Genomic DNA, 20,959 nt, shown 5'->3' with positions numbered 1-20,959 from the left:
CAATTCGTACGCTCCATGAAACATTACCAAACCAAGCTTTTCAAACGGCTACCGTCGATCGGGGAAAAGAATTTGCCTGTTACCCAAGAATCGAGCAGGAATGCAGCATTGATGTTTATTTTGCGGATCCTTATTCGTCCTGGCAGCGGGGCAGTAATGAAAATGGGAATGGGCTCCTTCGAGAATTCTTTCCCAAAGCAAGTGATTTAGCTCAGCTTACCGAAGAAGAGCTCCAACAAGCACTGGCTCTCATCAACGGACGTCCGAGAAAATGTTTAGACTGGAAAACCGCTCACGAAGCATTTGAGCAGGAAGTGTTGCACTTAGGTTGACAAACCGTCATAAAAAAATCAGTGAAATATAACAACAGAACACAGCAGCAATGTAAAGAGATACCCCTTCAAGCCTACTGGACTACCTTTGATCATCTTAATGAAAAGCAATTTAAGTGGTACATTTATTGGAGACAGGAAGCACTAAAATTAAATTTTATGGAAGTGGACTTGAGCTATATTATACTGTTTGGTTATGAACTTATTAACTATTCATTTAACAGCAAAGCGGCATTTAATGTCTCAATGATGGTTCATTTACTCGAAAATTATAAAGAGCTTCATCCCAACCTTGAAAAATATTTCTCTACCTGGCTAGCGGATATGCTTTATGAATTAAAGGAACCAGAATTGGCTGAAGTATGGGATGATAATCAAGCCTTTTATAGAGTGCCGAAATTGTACAATGAATTGCATCATAAAGAAGCAGACAAAATTTCAATGAACATATGGCACAAATATATTTACAATTATAAAGAGACAAAATTCTTTCAAGAACATAAAAATAAAATTTACAAGACATTTAAAAAAAGTATTCTAATCCTTCAATCCATTCATCAAGAAAATAACAGCACACTGCTTAATGAGTGGTTTGAGATTAATCAAACCAGAGAGATTCGACGATTATTTACTTCTGCCGTTGTTGAAAGGGACGTAGATGACACTCATATTTATGTGACTTCCTTTAGTATTAAAAATGCATTGAATGAAGAAATAACCAACCTATTTCGACTTTCAGAGAATATTACGAGAAGAATGAATGGAGTAAACAGGCAAATAAAAGTAGAAGAAGAAAATTTACCGAGCGGACTGAAAGAAAAAATGGAATCAAATTTTATCAAAGGTGATTACGAAGAAACGGAAAACCGATTTCAAGTTGTTCAACAAAAAACGAAAGAGGAACAAGGGAGCGCAATACCTGCTAAGCCAAGTGAAAACAATGCAGAAACGGAAAACCGCAATGAGGATAAAGCTGAAGTAACGTTTGATGCTGCATTGATTAGTAAAACCGTTTCGGATACGACCGATCTAGTAAACACTGTGGAAGAAATGGAGGGGGAGGAACGTAAAGAGGAAGAAGCAACAAACCCTTTTCAGTCTGCAGTTGCTTACTCAAGCACTGAAAACAGCGGGGTTCCATCCAATAATGAAACTGAGCCTGCTTTTCAAACTATGTTTGATGTTAACGATGATGAATCAGAGGCGGAAGATATGAAAGCATTCTTTTCTTCCTTGTTATACGAAGAATTGCAGTTCTTCAACCTCTTTCATAATGATGTTCTGGACATCGCTGATGCAGAATCATTCATCAAGCAGAACAATCAAATGCTGAATGTGTTTATAGCAGGTATTAATGAAAAATCTAACGAACATTTAGAGGACAATATCGTAGAATTAGATAACTCTTCAATCGTGATAATGGAAGACTATTCTGATCTATTAAATGAAGTGAAGGAGGAATGGCAGCATGAAAATTAAGAAGCGGGACTCATCGGCAGTCATAGACTCTCTTTCAAGTGGAGTTGTGCCACGCAGAGGTATCCATCACATCATGGTGGGAAGAGCAGAGGAAGCTAATCAAATACTCAGTGATTTGGAAAATGTAAAAGAAGGAGCTTCCATTGTAAAGTTTTTCATTGGTGATTTTGGCAGCGGTAAAAGTTTTATTCAAGGGCTTATTCAACAAGTAGGTTTTCAACAAAAGTTTGTAGTTACCAGTGCGGATTTTTCGCCGGAAAAAAGACTTTATGGAAGAAACGGTATGGCTCTTAATTTATATTCAGAATTAATGTCAAATTTGGCAACCTCTACTTCTCCTGAGGGGAACGCATTGTCGGTCATTCTTGAAAAGTGGATCAATACGATTCAAATGGAAGTTGTACAAGAACGTGGTTATGATGGGATAGATTTTTCAAATAGAGCCTTTGTGAGAGAAGTCGAAGAAAAAATAACGAAACTTGTTTCTGAAATGGATGAATTAACAGGTGGATTCGACTTTGCAAAGATTATATCAGTTTATTATAAAGGTTATGTCGAAGATAACCAGGAAGATCGCCGGAATGCTTTAAGATGGCTGCGAGGGGAATATCCTAATAAAACGGAAGCGAAAAAAGATCTCCCAGTCAGCGATATTATTGATGATAGTAATTATTATTCCTACCTGAAAGTATTGTCTCAATTCGTAAAAGAAATTGGTTATTCAGGTTTGATTCTTAATTTTGACGAAGCCATTAATCTTTATAAGATTAACCATGCGCAGGCAAGGGAGAAAAATTACGAAACGATCTTGAATATGTTTAATGATGCGCTGCAAGGAAGTTTGGAAGGACTTTATATAACCTTTAGCGGAACGAAAGAATTTCTTACAGATGAACGGAAGGGTCTCTACAGCTACGGAGCATTAAAGAGGCGCCTGGAAGTAAATAAATATGAAACAGAGCAATTTCGTGATTTATCACAGCCGGTCATTCAACTATCTCCATTGAAGCACGAAGAAATTCTAGTACTGCTGCAAAAGATAAATGAGATTCATGCTCACCATTTTAATTATGTTTCGGATGTGACAGAAGAAGACTTAAAAGGTTTTATTATAAAAGAATTTTCCGTTCCGGGAGCTGAAAAGTTCACAACCGTGGGGCACATTGTAAAACGCTTTATTGATGGCTTAAATATTATGAATCAAAATCCGGATTTTGATAGGAATGAAATATTTGGACAAAACGTTGATTCTAAAGATAATAAATCCACATCTAATACAAGGGAACAAGTAGAAGAAACCAAGCATGAGCCAGCAGACCTTGAGGAAAATCAGGAGACAACCTCATCTAATGATGACATTATGAATCGTTTTTCACAATCTTAGGAGGAACAATGAATACATTCCAATTGCTTTCGGAAAATATTCAACGAAAGATATGGGAAGAACAGTGGACCAACTTTTATCCCGTTCAAGACAAAACAATTCCCGTAGTGATGAACAGTGATAAAGACGTAATTATTTCCTCAGGCACGGCTTCAGGTAAAACAGAAGCAGCATTTTTTCCTGCTATTTCCCTGGTAGAGAGAGAGGCAGTTGAACAATTAAAGATAATATATATTTCTCCATTAAAGGCTTTAATCAACAATCAATTTGAGAGAATAGAGAAGCTTTGTGAAGATAGTTATATTCCGATTCACCGCTGGCACGGAGATGTTTCTCAAAGTCAAAAAAGAAAAATGACAAAAAACCCTGCCGGCATTTTGCAGATAACTCCGGAATCTATCGAGAGCCTGTTCATCAATCGTACAGAGCTGCTTCAGAAAATGTTTCAAAACGTTTCCTTCATTGTGATAGATGAAATTCATGCTTTTATCGATAAAGAGCGAGGAGTGCAGCTTCGTTCTTTGTTATACCGCATGCAGGCATACGCCATTCAGCGGCCCAGAATAATAGGATTATCTGCAACCATCAATAATTCCGAGTTAGTCAAAAACTGGGTGAATCCGGAACGAACCGAAAAAGTAGAAATGATAGAATCTGCCGAAAGCGATAAAAAATTATTATATAACTTAATACATCTTGAATCAAGAGAATCTGGGAAGAAACCTCTTGCATTGTTCGAAGATATACGAAAGCTCACAAAAACGATGAAAGCTATCATATTTTGTAATAGTCGTGGGGAAGTAGAAGAAGCAACGCATATGTTAAATAGATTGTCAGATCAAGAAAATCAAACAAAACCTTATTATGCTCATCATTCTTCTATTGATAAAGCAGAACGGGAGCATGTGGAAAAAGTTATGTCAGAATCCCAATCACCTAAGAGCATAGTTGCCACTAGTTCTCTTGAACTGGGCATTGATATAGGATCAGTAGATATAATTATTCAACTGGATAACACGTTTACCGTTTCTTCTTTAAAGCAACGCCTAGGACGGTCCGGGAGAAAAATTAACACAAATCAAATACTACAAATGTATACGACAAGTGAGGACAGCCTGCTCCAATCTCTAGCTGTGATGGAATTGAATTTAGAGAAATGGGTAGAGCCCGCAATAGGATATCATCGGCCTTTTGATATATTATTTCATCAAATATTGTCTATACTGCAGGAAAAGAATGGGATGACCTCATCTGCTTTAAAAGAATTGATAGCCTATATCGAGATTTTTCAGGATATAGAAGAAGAATATATTAATGTAATGCTGGAGAGCATGGTGACGGAAGAATACATAGAAATTATTCACGGAAGTAATGAAATGATCGTTGGACTGGAGGGAGAACGAATCCTGAGACATCATGAGTTTTATTCCGTTTTTAAAACTTTCGAAGAATATGAAGTGAGACAAGGCGCGAAAAAAATAGGGAGTATTGATAAAGATCCTATGTACAATCCAGGTGATAATATTATATTAGCTGGAAACTTGTGGACAATCCAGGAGATCGACGAAAAGAAAAATAAAATATATGTGAGTACTGCTGTAAATGGAAAACCACCAAAATTCACAAGCGGCGCTGCTAAAACTCATCCAAAAATTGCGGAGAAAGCCTTTGCTATTCTTTGTTCAAATGAAACCTTCACTTATGTGAATGAAGATGCCAATGACACTCTAAACGACATGAGGAAAAAATATCACATGTTAAATTTGAACATTAAACAGCGGGTTATATGGGAAGCAGAGGGCGCTGAAAACCTGCTATTTGAAACGTATACCGGTTCCACCATTGTGCAGACCCTGGTATGGATGTTGCGAGCCAAAGACATATCTGTAAGTTCAATTGACCAACTTGGCAGAATTGAACTAAGATCCGATAAGCAGGAAATTCTTGATCAGCTGTATGATATTAAAAAGCAGAAGTGGCAGCCTGATGATTTATTCCCATACATCAAAGAAGATGAATGGTTTTCTTCCAAATATTCAGTTTATGTGCCAAGTATTTTACAACGGTATATGCACGCTGCTCATGAAATGGATATTACCGGAGTTATAGATTTTCTGGAGAGATATGAGATTATAACCAGCTGAATGAATAACTATTTATAATTGATGCCTGCATCTACTTCTGAATTAATAAGTTCACAGAATTCATCTATTTCCGGTTAAACCTATTAAGAATCCGAGCTTCCATGGGGTCTTTTGGACGGACGCCTCCTTGTTGTAAATTTTTATTTACCCGGTTTTCCATATCTTTTAGATGAAGAGTGGTCATTGTTTTATCACACTCTGCATTCTTTGTCATATACACAAGACCCTCTTGTACAGAGATGATGTGTATAGTGTATGCTGATTATATCATAATTTATTCTTACTTTTCCTGTAACCGGGTACGCTTCCATTTTTTAAAGGAGTTGAAAGGTATGAAAGCATTTGGCTATGCGGTTTTGGCCACCGTCATTTTATTTTTTGCAACAATGTTCATAGTGTCTCCTATCCTATCTAATCTGGGGTATGATTCTGCTGCATCCAGCTATCATGTAACGACCCATGCTTTGCTCATTACACTCATTTTCACTGTTATCTTTTGTACCATCGCGGGGGCCAGGTACATCGTGGAAGAGGTTGAAAGGATCATTCATCATAAGAACGAGGAGCAGGGCCTGGGGTGTGCCGCAGGACAAAAAGGTTTTTCGCAGGCTGCATCGGAAAAAATCGTTGAACGCCGATAACATCAAAATGGCGTCGATATGTCACAGCAAACCGCCGATACAACAAAAATATATCCAATTTTATTTGGATGCGCAATGTCATCAACCGCATTACCGACGGCTTCTTCCATACATCGCTTTGTGGTGTGCCGGCGTGTTATGATGAGTCATAATAAAGTTGCGCAGCCTTGTGTCAGAAGGCAGGGTGGAAGGAGAGAAACAATGCCGGATGTAACAAATCAAGTGATTCTTATAACAGGCGCGAATCGTGGTCAAGGAAAAGTGATGGCGGAGCACCTTGCCGCGCTCGGGGCCAGAGTCGTGATCGGCGCACGGAATTATGACAGTGCACATGAGGTGGCGGCGGAAATAGGAGAGGATCACGCATATCCGGTGCAGCTTGATGTCACGCAGGAATCCGAGTGGAAAGCGGCAGTGGACGAGGTGGTCAAGGCATTCGGTACCATCGATGTGCTCGTCAATAACGCAGGCGCTCTGACGCGTAAACCATTTACGGACCTCACCCCGGAGGATTACCAGCACATGATCAATGTGAACCAGCTCGGCGTATTTATGGGGATGCAGGCCGTTACCCCGTATATGGAGAAGCGGCAGAAAGGGTCCATCATTAACAATGTATCTGTCTCGGCGTTTGCGCCCATCCCTGAATCGTCCGCCTATGCGGCGACAAAGGCATCGGTTGTTGCGATGTCCAAAGCCGCAGCTGTGGAACTGGGGCAGAAAGGCATCCGGGTCAACATGATTCATCCGGGTGGGATCGAGACCGACATGGCCACCGAAGGCAAGGGAGTTCCGGAATCGTACCAATCCGTTCCGCTCGGACGCATCGGCCAGCCGGATGAAATCGCCAGCGCTGTTGCGTTTCTAGCCTCGGATGAAAGTTCGTACTGCACGGGAACAGAAATTGTCGTCGACGGCGGGCTGACGCTTGGAAGCTAGACGTAGCAGCCGGGATTGGAAAGTCGCCGATAAGTTGCGCCGAACCGCCGATTCATCAGCGCGGCTGCGCGTTTTTTTATTCCTCCCAGAAAGGCGGGGAGTACTGCACGACGCCGCCCTGCACCTTGTCCAGGGCATGTGCTGTCAGCTCCAGCACCATAAAGGCTTCGGGCGGGACCTCGAACGGTGCATGAATGTCCCAGTGATCCACCCGCTCGAAGCCGAACTTGGCGTAATACTCCGGATGCCCGAGCACCACGACTGAGGAAAACCCAAGTTCTCCGGCCCGTTTGAGCGCATCACGCATCAACTGCGTGCCGACACCCTGATTCTGCCGTTCCGGCGCTACTGACATCGGCGCAAGCGCCAGCGAATCCACAGCGGATCCGTTATCTTCAATAGTGATCCGGGAGAGCAGAATGTGACCGACGATGCGCTCCCCGCTGTCGAGCGCCACAAGCGACAGCTCCGGAATAAACGCCTCCGACTCCCGCAGATTTTCAACGAGCACGTGTTCCGTCGGATCGCTGTAGGATTCGTCCCCAAATGCCCGGTTCACAAGCGCCTCCGTCGCGCGGTACTCTGCAGGGGTCTCCTGTCTGATGGTAATATCCATGACCTTTTCTCCTCTGTTTTATTATTTTAAAAATCTACATACTCAACAACCAAGGCGGGTAGATGGGAAGAATACCATAAAGGTTGTACACTGCTTGAAACGGTACCGGCTTTCTGTACATCAGCCAGCCGAACACGGAAGACCGGAATACCACACGAAAATCTGCTCCCAACTCCTGCTGCACGCGTTCCGTTAATCGTTTCCCTTCCTCATTATGGGTCGTCTCCAGCGCTAATCCTCCCGGAATCAGCCGGTCGTCATGGTCCCAATCGATCCATTCCCCGTACCGAAGCACCCAATTCATCAGTTCCGTTTTCAACGCTTCGGAGAGAGGCAGGTCTTCTAATTCCAGATTATACGAACAACGGTTGCACCATACAGGATCTACGGCAACATCCGCTTCCACCCGTAATTCCGTTCTATCATTTTTTTCGCAAAAACAAAGCATGAACAACTCTCCCTATAAAAATAAAGCCGGTCAATAGAAAGACAAACAAAACTTTCAACAATAAGGTGTGTTACTTATTTTTAACCTTTTTCGTTATATAATCAATCAACTGAATCAATGTACCCACAAGAACAATCAGGAATATGACCCATAAATACCAGCGGGGAAAATCATCAGATGAGCCTTGAGCCAAAAAAGTGATGTTATAAATAATAAACAACACCACACCGGTTCTCATTATGATAATACCCAGCAATCTCCTATCAAACCATCCTTCCCGGTTCGTCAACGGTTTTCGTTTCTAAAAACATTGAAACACATGAAAATAAAGCCAGCTATAAATAAGCGGTGATTCGACATAATAACCATCATTACGACAAAAATCGCAATGATGGTGTGTATGTACATGACGGTATCGCGCGGCCAATTGCTTTGGTACGTTCGCTGCATTCGGATAATGATAAGCAGTATGCTCGCGATGCTCTTTGGCCTCATGCTATAGTCTACGCGGGAAGAAGGAGGAGATAAACCATGAATGATAAATTTACCCCGCTATTTGAACCATTACCATTGCCGAATGGAGTTACCTTAAGAAACCGCTTCGTCCTGGCACCGCTGACCCACGTGTCCTCCAACGAAGACGGTACCATTTCTGACCGCGAGATCCCGTATATCGAGAAACGATCGGAGGACGTGGGGCTCGCCATCACCGCAGCAAGCAACGTGACAGCTTTAGGCAAAGCATTCCCCGGGCAGCCGTCCATCGCCAGGGATTCAGACATGGAAGGGCTTCGCGAGCAGGCCGCGGCGATGAAAAAACACGGCGCCAAAGCTGTGGCCCAGATTCACCACGGCGGGGCCCAGTCCCTCCCGGCATTGACCCCCGGCGGCGATGTGGCTGCGCCAAGCGAAATCGAACTGGCAAGCTTTGGTGAGCCGCAAAAGCATCAGGCCCGTCCTATTACACAAGAAGAAATTGAAGAAACAATCCAGGCGTTTGGGGAAGCCACCAGACGTGCCGCTCAGGCAGGCTTTGACGGCGTGGAAATTCACGGCGCCAACCATTACCTGATTCAGCAGTTTGTCTCCCCGTATTATAACCGCCGCGACGATGAATGGGCCAATCCATTCAAATTTCCTCTCGCTGTGGTGAAAGAAGTCACCGACGCAGCGAAAGAGCATGGGGGCGATGATTTTATTGTCGGCTACCGTTTTTCCCCGGAAGAAGCCGAATCCCCGGGAATAACAATGGATCTAACAAAAGAGTTGATTGATCAATTAGCCGGGCAGCCGCTCGACTATTTGCACGTATCCTTGATGGATATTCATGCGGAGACACGGGAAGGTTCGTATGCAGGGCAGAAACGGATTCAATTGATTCACGACTGGATCGACGGCCGTATGCCATTAATCGGTATTGGCTCCATTTTCACAGCCGAAGATGCGCTGAAGGCTCTTGAGACCGGCACCGAATTAGTCTGCCTCGGACGGGAGCTGCTGCTCGACTATCAGTTTGTCCGGAAAATCCAGGAGGGCCGCGAGCACGAAATCAACGCCACCTTCGATCCAGAGGAGCCGACGAAGTATCACCTCCCCGAACCGCTATGGGAGCAACTCTACAACGGATTTTATCCGCTGCCACGACGTGACGCCTAATCTCAGGGTCTGGACCCTGGATACAGATCAGCTGAAAATGAAGGAAATAATCCCCGCTGCATGTGAGACGCGTCGTTCTTTGTGACTTCACGCAAGGTAGTTTCCCGAGGTGTTCTTTTCTCACCTCGCACTGAAATTTTCTTAATAGTATATAAATTTCGAATGTATAAGTCGACACATGGTCATGCAGGAATGTTTCATCATTATTCCCATCCATCAACACGCCGCTAGACAGGATTTGGTACCCAAAGTTATGAATACTTTGTGTCCATTATTGTGAAAGTATTCACAAACACGCAAAATGCGATATAATAAAAGTATATTAAATGTGAATTATTTCACATAAGGAGTGATAAACATGTTTATTCGTTTTTTGAGGGAATCGATGATGGCAGCGGTATTGCTTCTCGCGGCGCGCTTGTATTTAGGCTGGACGTGGCTCACGTCGGGACTTGGAAAAATCACAGACGGCTTCAACCCTGCCGGATTTCTGCAGGGAGCTGTCGCCGAACCTGTCATGCAGGGGGGAGGAGCGGCCCCGGCTTATCCCTGGTACACCGCCTTTCTGGAACACATCGCTGTTCCGAACGCTGACGTATTTGGCTTCCTCGTGATGTGGGGGGAAGTCCTGGTAGGTGCCGGCTTAATTGTCGGCTTGTTCACAACCACGGCCGCATTCTTCGGCGGTACGATGAACTTCGCGTTTCTGCTGGCCGGCACCGTCTCGACCAACCCGGTGATGTTGATTCCCGCCATCCTCATTCTCGTTGGAAAAGGCAACGCCGGCAGCATCGGACTCGACCGTTTCGTTCCCGCGTTGAAAGAAAAAAACGGCCGCAAACCGAAAGAACAGCCAACAGCAAAAACAGCGTAACGTGAAAAAAGCCCTTAAACGACACTTCAGCCGCTATTAAATCATGCCCTGCAGAAGATGGCTGAGATGCCGTTTTGGTGTAGGGCTGAGAAATAATCGATAGATGATGACTGTACTAGAGTAGATATATAGCAAATCTACTTTTACAGGCAGCTAATAGTTGTTGCTTTCTCACCAAAAAAAAGCTGCCGATTTATCACTAAGATAATCGGCAGCTTTTTCTATCAATGCATCGTGGCAATTATTCTAATTGAGGGTATCATACAGCATAGAAACAACTTTCGCTGCTTGGGCACGGGTACTTTCTGCTTTTGGCTGAAAGAGGTTGTCGTCTGTGCCGTTCATCAGATTCAGAGAAGCTGCTTTTTCCACAGCACTTTGGGCGTAACTACTGATACTCTCGCTGTCTTCGTAGGAAACATCAGCTGTTTCTGCAGTGGAGCCCTGGTGTTCGTAAGCACGCACCACCATCGCTGCCATTTGTTCTCTTGTAATAGAAGACTGCGGTTGAAAGCTGCCGTCTGTTTTTCCGGTAACGATGCCGACGTCATACAATGCGTTCACTTCGTCTGCTGCCCATGCCGGAACGTCTTCAAAAGTCTGTTCCGCGCTTGACACATCCAGACCGAGCATGCGGCTGAGCATGACAGCAAACTGGGCTCTTGTTACATCTTCAGAAGGACCGAATGTACCGTCTGTATGGCCCTTTACAATTCCTGCTTCATAAAGGTTGTTGATATACGGCTGTGCCCAATAATCACTGTTTACATCTTCAAAAGCCTGAGCGATTCCATTCTGATCGTCACCACCATTGTTACCCTGATTTCCCTGCTCACTTTTCCACAGATAATCCTCTACAAAAGCAGTATAAAGCAATTGCCAGGTCTCCCAATCATGCGCACCAGGAACCTCGAGATAATCGTGATCGATATCTTGTTCAGTTAATACCTCACTTAAATTTTTCACAGGTTCAAGTCCAAAGTCCCAAACTCCTGTTCCGATCATGACGGAAGGATCCTCCAAGTTGCTGTGAGTATTGATATTTTTCAGTTCATCCTCAGTAACGGCATAACTCCATATACCAAAATATGAAAATTTGTCTGCGTGATTGAAATACATTCGATTCGTAGTGATACCACCCATCGATAAACCAGCATAAGCACGGTTTTCAGGTGTATTACCTACATTATAGTTGGTTTCAACATAAGGCATAATATGTTCAAACTGGTCTTCTTCGATTTTATCAAAGTCCCATTCGAAGTCTTGATTATTCATTGTTACTACAACAAAAGGCTCTGTTTTTCCATCCGCAATCATATTATCCGTAATGTTTGCTAATGCCCCTTCGTTCATCCAACGCAGCTCATTTCCATAATCATCACCAGACGCACCGTGGGACATGTAAAGCACTTTGTATGGTTCTTCACGGTTCGGATCATACCCTTCAGGCAGATAAACAGCCAGCCCGCGATCATCACCAGCAGCTCCTGTATAAGATACAGTTTCCACTGTACCGGCATGGTCTGTGTTTGGAAGCTCTACCGAGCGATCCAGCCATTCTCCTGTTCCCATTGTATCCGAATTATACGGTACATAGACCATACTGGACAGGCTCGAAATATTGGTCGCCGTATTTGTTAGCGTCGAATTGTTTGGATCATCCAATCTATCGGTGGTAGTCCCATCTGGATTGGTGATGCGGAAATTGTAAGTGAAAGCACCGCTGGACAAAGGTACTCTTGCTCCCCACAAATTATCATCAAGCTTTTCCATGGACTGATTATAAGTGGTTTCATCATTACCTCCAGCAGGAAACATACCTGCTTCATATTCCTTCGGTTGATATGGATTTTCGAATCCATCTTCGAGTGTAAAGTGAAGGAATGTATTGCTGTACAGTTCCACCTTTGTTGCTGCTGCAGTCTCATCTTCATAAATAAATGTTGCATAATAGCCAGTCGGAGAATCATCGTTTTCTTCAACGGTTACGCCAGGTTCATAATTATCGTAATCAACTTCATAAGAGTCTGAGGCTGAAACAAATGAGCTGGTGCTAAAGATAAAGTACAACAATAATGCTAATCCAGTTACTTTTTTCATAATTTTTTCTCCCCTCTTATTAATAGCTTTTAGTGCTCAAAGTAATATGTAAATTTATTAATATTTCATTCACCTCCTTAAAGTCATTTGTCCTTAAAGAAAACGCTTACTAAAAAGAAGAAAAAAATCAGTAGTTTCATAACTATTTAATTTCGCCAATCGTTGACCGCCGTCTCCAGTGTATTTTCCAAGTTACTAGAGAATACCTTAAAAATCCTTGAATTGCAACAATTATTGCAATAGTTACGGAAGTCCCGCTATTTATAATGATGTAAGTGATGGTGTTATCCACAGCTGTGGTGTCCGATAAGGAAGGACCCGCTGATTATGTGTTGGATCGGGGCTGTATCCACGACCATTGCTATCATCAATCGGATCAACAGAACATTGCTTTTGTCGCGTGGATCAAGAAAAACCGTCCGGTATAACCAATCTTCCGACGACTCTGACGTGCCGTTGGATGCCGAAACACCTCGAAAATACCCCAAGAAGCAGCATTCTCAAAAAAGACCCAGAGGTAACAATCTATAAATAGAAAAAAATGGGCGTACTCAGCAATAGAACGATATAGAAAGCTGTTTCAGAACAAAGGGAAGTTTCAATCCGTTAAGCGGCTGCTTCTTTTAACAACCGGTTATACACGCAACACTACATTGAAAGTACATCTACTTTTTCAGAAATAAACGAAATGTGCTTGTTTTTATAAGTCAGATGTATTACAATCATTTTAAGTCATTTGTATTACAAAGATTTTTGATCAGGAATATTTCCTTGCCGCAACAAACATTTAAATGTATGGAATGAGAAACATGGCAGCCATGAAAAATAGAAAAGGTGGTAAAAATGAATAGAGAAGAATTTTGCGCACGTATCGATTACTCGATTCTCTGGCAGAACAGAACGAGGGACTCGATAGAAAAAAGAAGCCGGGAAGTGCTGGACTATGGCTTTGCCTGCTTATGTTGTTATCCGACAGATGTGGCTTTTGCAAAAAAAGTGATAGGGGACAAAGCCCGTATTAGCGGCGTGATCGGGTTTCCGTTTGGATTTGAAACGACAGAAACCAAGGTGCATGAAGCGTTAGCGGCTATCGATCAAGGAGCAGATGAAATTGATATGGTCATGAACATAGCCCGCTTTAAAGATGGCGATGATGATTATGTGTTGGATGAATTAAAGCAGGTTGTTCAAGCAGCAAAGAATAGAAAAAAGGACTGTATGGTGAAAGTCATCATTGAAACCCCGCATCTTAAAAGCCGGAAGGAGTTAGAAAAAGCTTGCGGGTTAGTGATTGAATCCGGAGCAGATTTCGTCAAGAACGCTACGGGGTTTGCCGCGGGCTATGACGGCACTGGAAAGGCTGATTATCAGGACAATTCGGCAGAAACGTATGAAAATACAGGTATAGATAATGTGAAAGCCATGAGTGAGATTGTAGACGGCAGGATCAACATCAAATCTTCCGGTGCGCCCCAAAATCTGAAAGAATGCCTCTATTATGTTAAGGAATTGGGTGTTTCCCGCATTGGGAATGATAATATTATTGAATGGCTCGACGAAGCAGGGGAGAATTTTTGGAAGACTAAATAGACCAAGCAGCATACAAAAGGAGTTGTATTGTAATGAAGAAAATCGTTTTGATGATAATATTTCTGTTAGCATCCATCGTTTTATTTGCATGTTCACAAACGGATAGTGAAGGGACATCAGGAGAGGGCACAGAAGAAACAACGGAAGCAAATACAGAAGAGAAACCGGAATTAGTATTAGGTTTAACAAACTGGACAAGTACACTTCCGCCGACAGAGATTGTGACATCCATTCTGGAAGAAATGGGATATTCTATTGAAATGGAACAGGCCAATCTTGCTGCCATTTATGCTGCGATGGCCGAAGGTGATATCGATATCTACATGGACTCCTGGTATCCGCAGCAGACACAATATTTAGAGGAATATTCCGATTCCATTGAGCAGTTATCACCGATTTATGACAATGCGAATGCCGGCATGGTTGTACCGGAATATATGGAAGATATCAATGATGTAGCGGACTTGGTTGGCAATGAAAGTATGATAAACAATGAAGTGATCGCTATTGAAGATGGGGATCCTGCCATGGATGAACTGCAGGAATTGATTGACGCCTATGACCTTGATGTAGAGCTGGTGAACTCTTCTGAGGGTGCTATGATCTCTGCAGCGAAAGCAAGCACCGACCAGAATGAACCCATTTTATTGTACGGGTGGAGGCCTCACTCCATGTTTAACGAGTTAGGTTTGAAGATACTAACGAATAAAGAGCACCCGGAGTATTTTTCAGGAAGCTCGATTCACCCTCTCGTTTATAATAATGTCAATGAGAAAGCACCGGAAGCTTATGAGTTTTTAGAGGATCTGACGATACCTATTCCCGACATGGAAGAGATGATTATTAAAATTGATGCCGGGGAAGATCCGGAAGAAGTAGCGCAGGAATGGATTAACGATAATCGAGACAGGCTTGATGATATGCTCAAAGACAATCAATAATCTGCCGTATATTTACATCATAACAGGAGACGATTTGATGGATAAGAAAAAGATGTATATTAATGGGGAATGGGTGGAGTCAAGTACCGGTCATACCCGTGATATTATGAATCCGTACAACCAGGAAATAATCGCAACGGTCTCAGAAGGGGATCAGCACGATGCACAACAAGCTATCACTGCAGCCCGGCAAGCTTTTGATCAAGGAGATTGGCCTCTGTTATCAATGGTGAAGCGCGGGGAAGTTGTCGATCGAATTGCCGAATTAATTGAACGTGATAAGGAAGAATTGGCTTATCTTGAATCGCTGAACACAGGAAAAACCATGGAGGAAAGCCGTGGCGACATGGGTGAAATCGCAGCTGTCTTCCGGTATTATGCCGAATTGACAAATGCCGAAACGGACGGTGAAGCTATTGATTCACCGATTCCTGATTCAACGAGTAAAATCGTTCGTGGACCTGTCGGGGTTTGCGGTCAGATTACGCCATGGAATTACCCGCTGCTGCAGGCGTCTTGGAAATTAGCCCCCGCCTTAGCAGCAGGAAATACGATTGTCATGAAGCCGAGTGAAACGACACCCCTGACAACCATGAAAGTATTTGAGTTAATGGAAGAGTCTGGTGTGCCTGCCGGAGTGGTGAATCTGGTTCTTGGCGCCGGCCATTCCGCAGGGGCAGAGCTTTCGTCCAACCATGATGTCGACTTGGTCTCCTTTACCGGCGGGATTGCATCAGGGAAGAAAATCATGCAGGCTGCCAGTTCCAATGTGAAGAAACTAGCACTTGAATTAGGCGGCAAAAATCCTAATGTGATTTTTGAGGACGCTGATTTTGAAACAGCGGTCGACCAAGCCATGAATGCCGTGTTTTTCCATGCCGGGCAGATTTGTTCCGCGGGGACGCGGTTAATAGTGCAGGAAAGTATTCATGATTCATTCGTCCGCGCCTTGGTGGAACACGTGAAAAACATTCGTCTGGGCAGCGGTTTTAATGAATCCACCCAAATGGGTCCCCTCATTTCAAAAGAGCACTTAACGAAAGTGATGAACTATGTGGAAAAAGGAAAGCAGGAAGGCGCGACGGTCGCTGTTGGCGGCTCCCGCCCGGATACTCCTGAACTGCAGAACGGATTTTTCTATCTTCCGACCGTTCTTACGAATTGCACGACAGATATGAGTGTGGTGCAGGAGGAAGGCTTTGGCCCGGTTATCACGGTCGAAACATTTACGACCGAAGAAGAAGCCATGCGGTTGTCTAATGATTCTGTATATGGACTCTCCGGCGGTGTCTTTACAAATGATATTGAAAAAGCGGAGCGCTGTGCCGCGAAGATGCGCATGGGAACCGTCTGGATCAACGATGTAAACTTGTATTTCCCGCAGGCACCATGGGGCGGTTATAAACAATCGGGTATTGGTCGCGAACTCGGGAAGATGGGACTTGAAGAATACCAGGAAACAAAACATATTTACCGTAATATGAACCCCAAGTCATTGAACTGGTTTAAGCAGCCATTTAAAGACAATGAAGGGGACAAGAATGGGCAGATTAGATAACAAAGCAGCGCTCATTACAGGCGGGGCTTCCGGGATAGGGAGAGAAACGGCATTATTGATTGCAAAAGAAGGAGCCAATGTTGTCATAACAGATATTGATGAAAGCAAGGGACAGCAAGTATTAGCTGAACTGAGAGCGATAAATAGGAAGGCTTTGTTTATCAAACACGATGTAAGCCGGGAAAAGGACTGGGCATCTGTTGTCTCCCAAACAACACAGACGTTCAAACAAATTGATATACTGTTCAATAATGCTGGCATATATATTATTAAGTCAATCCATGGCTGATTATGCTGCTGGAGTCACGCATCAATCCAGGGAAGAAATGACTACCGGTCAGCCATTAAGGCGGATGGGGGAGCCAAGTGAAGTAGCGACGTCCGTTTTATTTTTAGCGCGTTTTATTTTTAGCGTCGGATGACTCCTCGTTTTCTACAGGTGCCGAATTCATCATAGATGGCGGAGCAACATCTATATTATGAAGATAAAGAAACATGCATCCATGCCGCGTTCGGCGGGCAGGTGGCAGGTCTCTTCAGGCATAAGCCTTCAGAGTCCTGCCTTTCTGTTTGAAGGATGTGACTCAACTCCTCCTATGTGTTTCATTGCAAATATTTAGTAAATACTCCCTGACCTTATTCTCAACGACTTCTTCGTCATACAAATAATCATATATCACCGATTCAAATACCAGGCCGGTGATGAATATGATGAAGGCATGCGCCTCCTCTCTCATATTGTGTCCCTCTCTCATATACCCATGCCGATGCAGAATGCGCAAAATGCTCTCCGCGAAATTAAGATTAATTTTACGGTATTCTTCTCTTAAATCCTGATATTCCGGGTTCATACTAGCCATTAAGGTGAATTTCACCCAGATATCGTTTTCGATCCGTCCTTCTTCTGTGTGAATTTGAACAATTTGTTTCCCCATCCGCACAGCGGCTTCAAAGACATCCTGATCTTCTTCCACATACACCACCTGCTGCATTCTTACCTCAAACCTGTGAAAAATAACTTCCATCGCGAAAGAATAGATGTCCTGTTGTTTCGGGAAAAAATACTGAACCGACCCCAAAGACAATCCAGCGTGTTTAGCAATTTCACGCAGCGTCGTATTTTCGAACCCATATTGATGAATCACTTCAAACGTAGCTTTAACAATTTGCTCTTTTCGTTCAGCAAGATCTATTTTTTTAGGCATAAGACGACTCCTTTAATAATGCATCTTCTTGTATTATAACATTTCTTAAGTCAGATGACTTACAGGAGTACCAAGCTAATTTGGAAAATTTACAAATAAAGGGGAGAGAAGAGATCTCGGAAAAGGTTTCGTTGGGGATGAACCATTGGAATACGGAAGGGAGATATGTATGCAAACACGTTCCAGGCAGTTACGCTGCGGTGGAACGTGATTTTTTGTTTGTCAGCTTCGTTGAAATAGAAGAGGATTCTGTTCTTTATTCCGACCACGGGGAGTGGATAATGCATTCGCAGAAATTCTTGTGCTTGTACTCAGGCTGGTAGTGGGAGATGACGTCTGCTTTAATATTGCCAAAGGTCGTTTCCGGCTTGTGCTTGAACCCTTCATAAAACGCAGGGATGATCTCCTGTTTAAAATTGTTACGCGGGAACGCCTCGACAATTTCCTTCCGCTGCTCAGCCGGGAACTGATCAAAGTTGTCACCCATCACATCCAGGCCGACCGCGGAATAAAGCAGAGAAACCTGCGGCGTCTTATGTTCTGTAATCCCGATCGTCGTATGCAGAGCAATGGCATCCCACACCAGATTCAACGACTCCTCCGGGATCTGATACTGCTGCAGAAAACTTCTCGCCGCATTGGCACCATCGACTTCAAAACGCAAATCCGGGCTGCTGTATTCCTTGGTCAGCCCCAGATCATGGAATAACGCACTCACATACAGCAACTCCAGATCATAAGGCTGCGCCGCCTGCTGGCCCTGAACGGCACCGAACAAAAACACACGATTGGAATGATTCCACAGCAAGTCATTCTCCTGCTCCCGCAGAATATCTGCCGCATCCTTCGCCAACTGGGAATCCGGAATCTTAATACCCGCTATTTCCTGCCTCATACCTAACATCCTCCGATCTTATTGTTAGAAACCTAGGTTGCAGTGGGGTTCTTCACCTATTCCACCGCTCCGACACCTTTACCACACCCAGCGCCAATCCAAACAAGAGCAGGCCGAATAACAATCCGCCAAGAAGATAGGGGGTGAACACAACCAGCACATAGCCGAGGTTTCCCGGAAGGAGGAGCGGCAGTCCAAAGTACCAGACAACGCTGGTGATTAGAAGCAGAAATATCCCCCAGACCGCCTTCCCGAATAGGTTCATGTGTTGAAAACGAGTGCAGCAATCCATGCTCATGCTTGATCCCTCCTGTATTTCAATTATATAAGAAAATATCACATACCGTCAGAGATATTCCAATTTTCGATAAATTTATCAGTTATCGCTCTTCCATCTATGGAAGGATGTGTTAAAATGGATGCATATAAACATAAATAACCATGATCTTAGACTTATTCGCACGGTATTGGAAAGGAAAGTATGATCGTCTGCGAAGCCAGCAAGAAGGATTTTCTGCATCATGTGGACTAGGACGTGCTGGTGCCGAAGATCATGGACACCTTCACGGAGAAAATGGGGAAAACGAATGACAGGTATGAGCTGGAACCTCGACAACACCCAAACATAGGCAATCGACGATACATCCATCAACGAAGCCGGTGTCATCCACACCTGCCAGGGACTCGAATTCGATTATGTCGGTGTCATCATCGGAGACGACCTCCGCTATGAAAACGGCCGCGTTATCACCGACTACACCAAACGAGCCAAGACTGACCAATCCTTGAGCGGTATTAAGAAAATGATGAAAGAAAAACCGGAAGAAGCAGAAAGAGTTGCTGATCAAATTAGGGTGTTATGTGTTTTGTAAGAATAAGTGTCTAGAGATATATTTAAAATGGTGCTTAGAAAAAGTGCAATATAACATCGATGAGAAACTTAATCTCAATAATGGGACATGTTAAATTAATACCTTTCCAATTTGAATTTTTAATAATAACATAAGGAGTGTTTTATTTTGGATACTGTAGGGTTTAAAGATGCGGTTCAAACTTTAAAATTGTATCATCGTATTAAAAATAATGATTTCAACGTTAATTCATCCGAAAATTCATCCGAGGATAACCAATCAATTGAGAAACTTTACGTTGATTTACTCCCTAATGACGGTATATTAGAAGAAATGATGAATAACGAAACGACATTTTTAATTGGAAGAAAAGGTACTGGAAAGTCAACTATTATCTCACGGGCACAACAGAAAATAAGACAAGAAAAAAATCAAATGTCAGTTTACATCAACGCAAAATCTGTTCATGAAATGTCAAAAGTGTCAAATTTAACAACAAATTTGAAGGCATTTGAAAACGTTATGAATAAAGAGGACATCAGAAAATTATTGTTATTACGAAATTTCTTAGACACCTTTGCCAAAAGTTTAAACGAGGAACTAAAAAGCGAAGAACATGGTTTTTTTGAGGGCATTTCAAATAAATTTCGAGATTTTAAGTTGGATAAACGAATAAATGATCTGCACGAATTAATTAATAATCCCGAATTACTTAGTATAAGTGATTCAATAAATAAACAAGAAACAACTAGCCATAGTAACGAATCCATTAATGAACTAAAATTTGCATTGCAAACGTTAAATCCTAATTATAAAGGTCAGTATAAAGAAGGAAACACTGAAAAAGCACAATATACAAATGTGTTGGCTAAATATTTTAATATAGGAAGTATTATTGAAAATCTAAATGAAATTGTGAGAATATGCGATAGGGAAAAATTGTATGTATTTATTGATCCTGAATCCGTGATAAAGAGGGTTATTGTTTGAGTGAGGTTCCGTTCTATATCTATAACTCGTTTCTACTTTAGGAATACGCTGGGGGCAAAGAAGCATCCGCTGCAGGCGGACGTTTTCCGCGGGCAGCGCCTCAGCTATATCAAACGGAAAAACCGCCGTTTGATAGGATCTTCGGCTGCTGCTCTTCCCGCTGGAAGCGCCGCCTTCCGCTCCTGCCTTCGTTTTCTTTTCTTTAGAAAAGGGTGCTCTTGCAGCAACACAAAGAAACCTACAGGGTTTCTATAGGTTCGCTCATCGATAGAACAGGTTGAAGCAAAAGAGGACGCGCTGTCTTTTTAGGTAGGAG

19 protein-coding genes and 1 pseudogene are annotated in these 20,959 nt (G+C 43.0%); 14 read left to right on the top strand and 6 right to left on the bottom strand.

Annotated elements, in window-relative coordinates:
- From BM058_RS16465 to BM058_RS16440, 6 genes are all read left to right on the top strand, one after another.
- A partial coding sequence (locus BM058_RS16465) for an IS30 family transposase (protein WP_143083059.1) occupies window positions 1–332 on the top strand: 332 nt, incomplete at its 5' end.
- A 9-nt stretch (window positions 333–341) separates the two neighbouring features.
- A complete protein-coding gene (locus BM058_RS16460; protein ID WP_281244715.1) occupies window positions 342–1,811 on the top strand; it encodes a TerB N-terminal domain-containing protein in 1,470 nt (489 codons plus the stop codon).
- A complete protein-coding gene (locus tag BM058_RS16455) occupies window positions 1,801–3,195 on the top strand; it encodes an ATP-binding protein (RefSeq protein WP_090928485.1) in 1,395 nt (464 codons plus the stop codon). Before BM058_RS16460 ends, BM058_RS16455 begins: the two co-directional genes overlap by 11 nt.
- A gap of 8 nt (window positions 3,196–3,203) precedes the next feature.
- The gene (locus tag BM058_RS16450; RefSeq protein ID WP_090928483.1) at window positions 3,204–5,339 is read left to right on the top strand and encodes a DEAD/DEAH box helicase; all 2,136 of its coding nucleotides are present in this window, start codon (window positions 3,204–3,206) and stop codon (window positions 5,337–5,339) included.
- Window positions 5,340–5,671: 332 nt separating this feature from the next.
- Window positions 5,672–5,980 (top strand): hypothetical protein, encoded by a 309-nt coding sequence (locus BM058_RS16445; protein WP_090928481.1) that lies wholly within the window; start codon window positions 5,672–5,674, stop codon window positions 5,978–5,980.
- Window positions 5,981–6,181: 201 nt separating this feature from the next.
- Window positions 6,182–6,919: an SDR family NAD(P)-dependent oxidoreductase gene (locus tag BM058_RS16440; RefSeq protein WP_090928479.1), complete on the top strand. Its 738-nt coding sequence runs from the start codon at window positions 6,182–6,184 to the stop codon at window positions 6,917–6,919.
- Window positions 6,920–6,995: 76 nt separating this feature from the next.
- Here the strand turns inward: BM058_RS16440 and BM058_RS16435 are convergent, their stop codons facing one another.
- Together BM058_RS16435 and BM058_RS16430 are read right to left on the bottom strand one after the other, a co-directional pair.
- On the bottom strand, window positions 6,996–7,535 hold the full coding sequence (locus tag BM058_RS16435) for a GNAT family N-acetyltransferase (RefSeq protein WP_090928477.1): 540 nt from the start codon (window positions 7,533–7,535) through the stop codon (window positions 6,996–6,998).
- A gap of 34 nt (window positions 7,536–7,569) precedes the next feature.
- Window positions 7,570–7,983, bottom strand: a complete 414-nt coding sequence (locus BM058_RS16430) for a hypothetical protein (RefSeq protein ID WP_177195607.1) — start codon at window positions 7,981–7,983, stop codon at window positions 7,570–7,572.
- Between the two features lie 531 nt (window positions 7,984–8,514).
- On the opposite strand from BM058_RS16430, the gene BM058_RS16425 reads away from it, so the two are divergent.
- Together BM058_RS16425 and BM058_RS16420 are read left to right on the top strand one after the other, a co-directional pair.
- On the top strand, window positions 8,515–9,639 hold the full coding sequence (locus BM058_RS16425; protein ID WP_090928475.1) for an NADH-dependent flavin oxidoreductase: 1,125 nt from the start codon (window positions 8,515–8,517) through the stop codon (window positions 9,637–9,639).
- A gap of 358 nt (window positions 9,640–9,997) precedes the next feature.
- Window positions 9,998–10,513, top strand: coding sequence for a DoxX family protein (locus BM058_RS16420; RefSeq protein ID WP_090928473.1), 516 nt, complete (start codon window positions 9,998–10,000; stop codon window positions 10,511–10,513).
- Between the two features lie 246 nt (window positions 10,514–10,759).
- Here the strand turns inward: BM058_RS16420 and BM058_RS16415 are convergent, their stop codons facing one another.
- On the bottom strand, window positions 10,760–12,613 hold the full coding sequence (locus BM058_RS16415) for an S-layer homology domain-containing protein (RefSeq protein ID WP_090928471.1): 1,854 nt from the start codon (window positions 12,611–12,613) through the stop codon (window positions 10,760–10,762).
- An 843-nt stretch (window positions 12,614–13,456) separates the two neighbouring features.
- Here BM058_RS16415 and deoC point away from each other — a divergent pair.
- Genes deoC through BM058_RS18685 form a run of 4 tightly spaced genes read left to right on the top strand, consistent with a single transcriptional unit; the run spans window position 13,457 to window position 16,991 of the window.
- Window positions 13,457–14,203, top strand: a complete 747-nt coding sequence (deoC, locus tag BM058_RS16410; protein WP_090928469.1) for a deoxyribose-phosphate aldolase — start codon at window positions 13,457–13,459, stop codon at window positions 14,201–14,203.
- A gap of 32 nt (window positions 14,204–14,235) precedes the next feature.
- Window positions 14,236–15,144, top strand: coding sequence for a glycine betaine ABC transporter substrate-binding protein (locus BM058_RS16405; protein ID WP_245737064.1), 909 nt, complete (start codon window positions 14,236–14,238; stop codon window positions 15,142–15,144).
- A gap of 37 nt (window positions 15,145–15,181) precedes the next feature.
- Window positions 15,182–16,702, top strand: coding sequence for a betaine-aldehyde dehydrogenase (gene betB / locus BM058_RS16400; protein ID WP_090928467.1), 1,521 nt, complete (start codon window positions 15,182–15,184; stop codon window positions 16,700–16,702).
- Window positions 16,686–16,991, top strand: coding sequence for an SDR family NAD(P)-dependent oxidoreductase (locus tag BM058_RS18685; protein ID WP_245737063.1), 306 nt, complete (start codon window positions 16,686–16,688; stop codon window positions 16,989–16,991). The genes betB and BM058_RS18685 overlap by 17 nt, the downstream gene beginning before the upstream one ends.
- Before the next feature lie 295 nt (window positions 16,992–17,286).
- On the opposite strand, the gene BM058_RS16390 is transcribed toward BM058_RS18685, so the two are convergent.
- The 3 genes from BM058_RS16390 to BM058_RS16380 form a co-directional block, all read right to left on the bottom strand.
- Complete coding sequence (locus tag BM058_RS16390; RefSeq protein ID WP_090928465.1) at window positions 17,287–17,907, bottom strand: TetR/AcrR family transcriptional regulator; 621 nt, start codon at window positions 17,905–17,907, stop codon at window positions 17,287–17,289.
- Window positions 17,908–18,163: 256 nt separating this feature from the next.
- Window positions 18,164–18,802, bottom strand: coding sequence for an HD domain-containing protein (locus BM058_RS16385; RefSeq protein ID WP_090928463.1), 639 nt, complete (start codon window positions 18,800–18,802; stop codon window positions 18,164–18,166).
- Window positions 18,803–18,854: 52 nt separating this feature from the next.
- A complete protein-coding gene (locus tag BM058_RS16380) occupies window positions 18,855–19,100 on the bottom strand; it encodes a hypothetical protein (RefSeq protein ID WP_090928461.1) in 246 nt (81 codons plus the stop codon).
- A 298-nt stretch (window positions 19,101–19,398) separates the two neighbouring features.
- Here BM058_RS16380 and BM058_RS16375 point away from each other — a divergent pair.
- Both BM058_RS16375 and BM058_RS16370 read left to right on the top strand, forming a co-directional pair.
- Window positions 19,399–19,768, top strand: a pseudogene (locus BM058_RS16375) (DNA/RNA helicase domain-containing protein); the annotation flags it as partial.
- 53 nt (window positions 19,769–19,821) lie between these two features.
- Window positions 19,822–20,643, top strand: coding sequence for a hypothetical protein (locus BM058_RS16370; protein WP_090928459.1), 822 nt, complete (start codon window positions 19,822–19,824; stop codon window positions 20,641–20,643).
- The last annotated feature ends 316 nt before the right edge of the window (window positions 20,644–20,959 follow it).

The sequence above is a fragment of the Salibacterium qingdaonense genome (assembly GCF_900114715.1).
Taxonomy (GTDB): domain Bacteria; phylum Bacillota; class Bacilli; order Bacillales; family Marinococcaceae; genus Salibacterium; species Salibacterium qingdaonense.
This window is presented reverse-complemented; position numbering and strand designations above follow the sequence as displayed.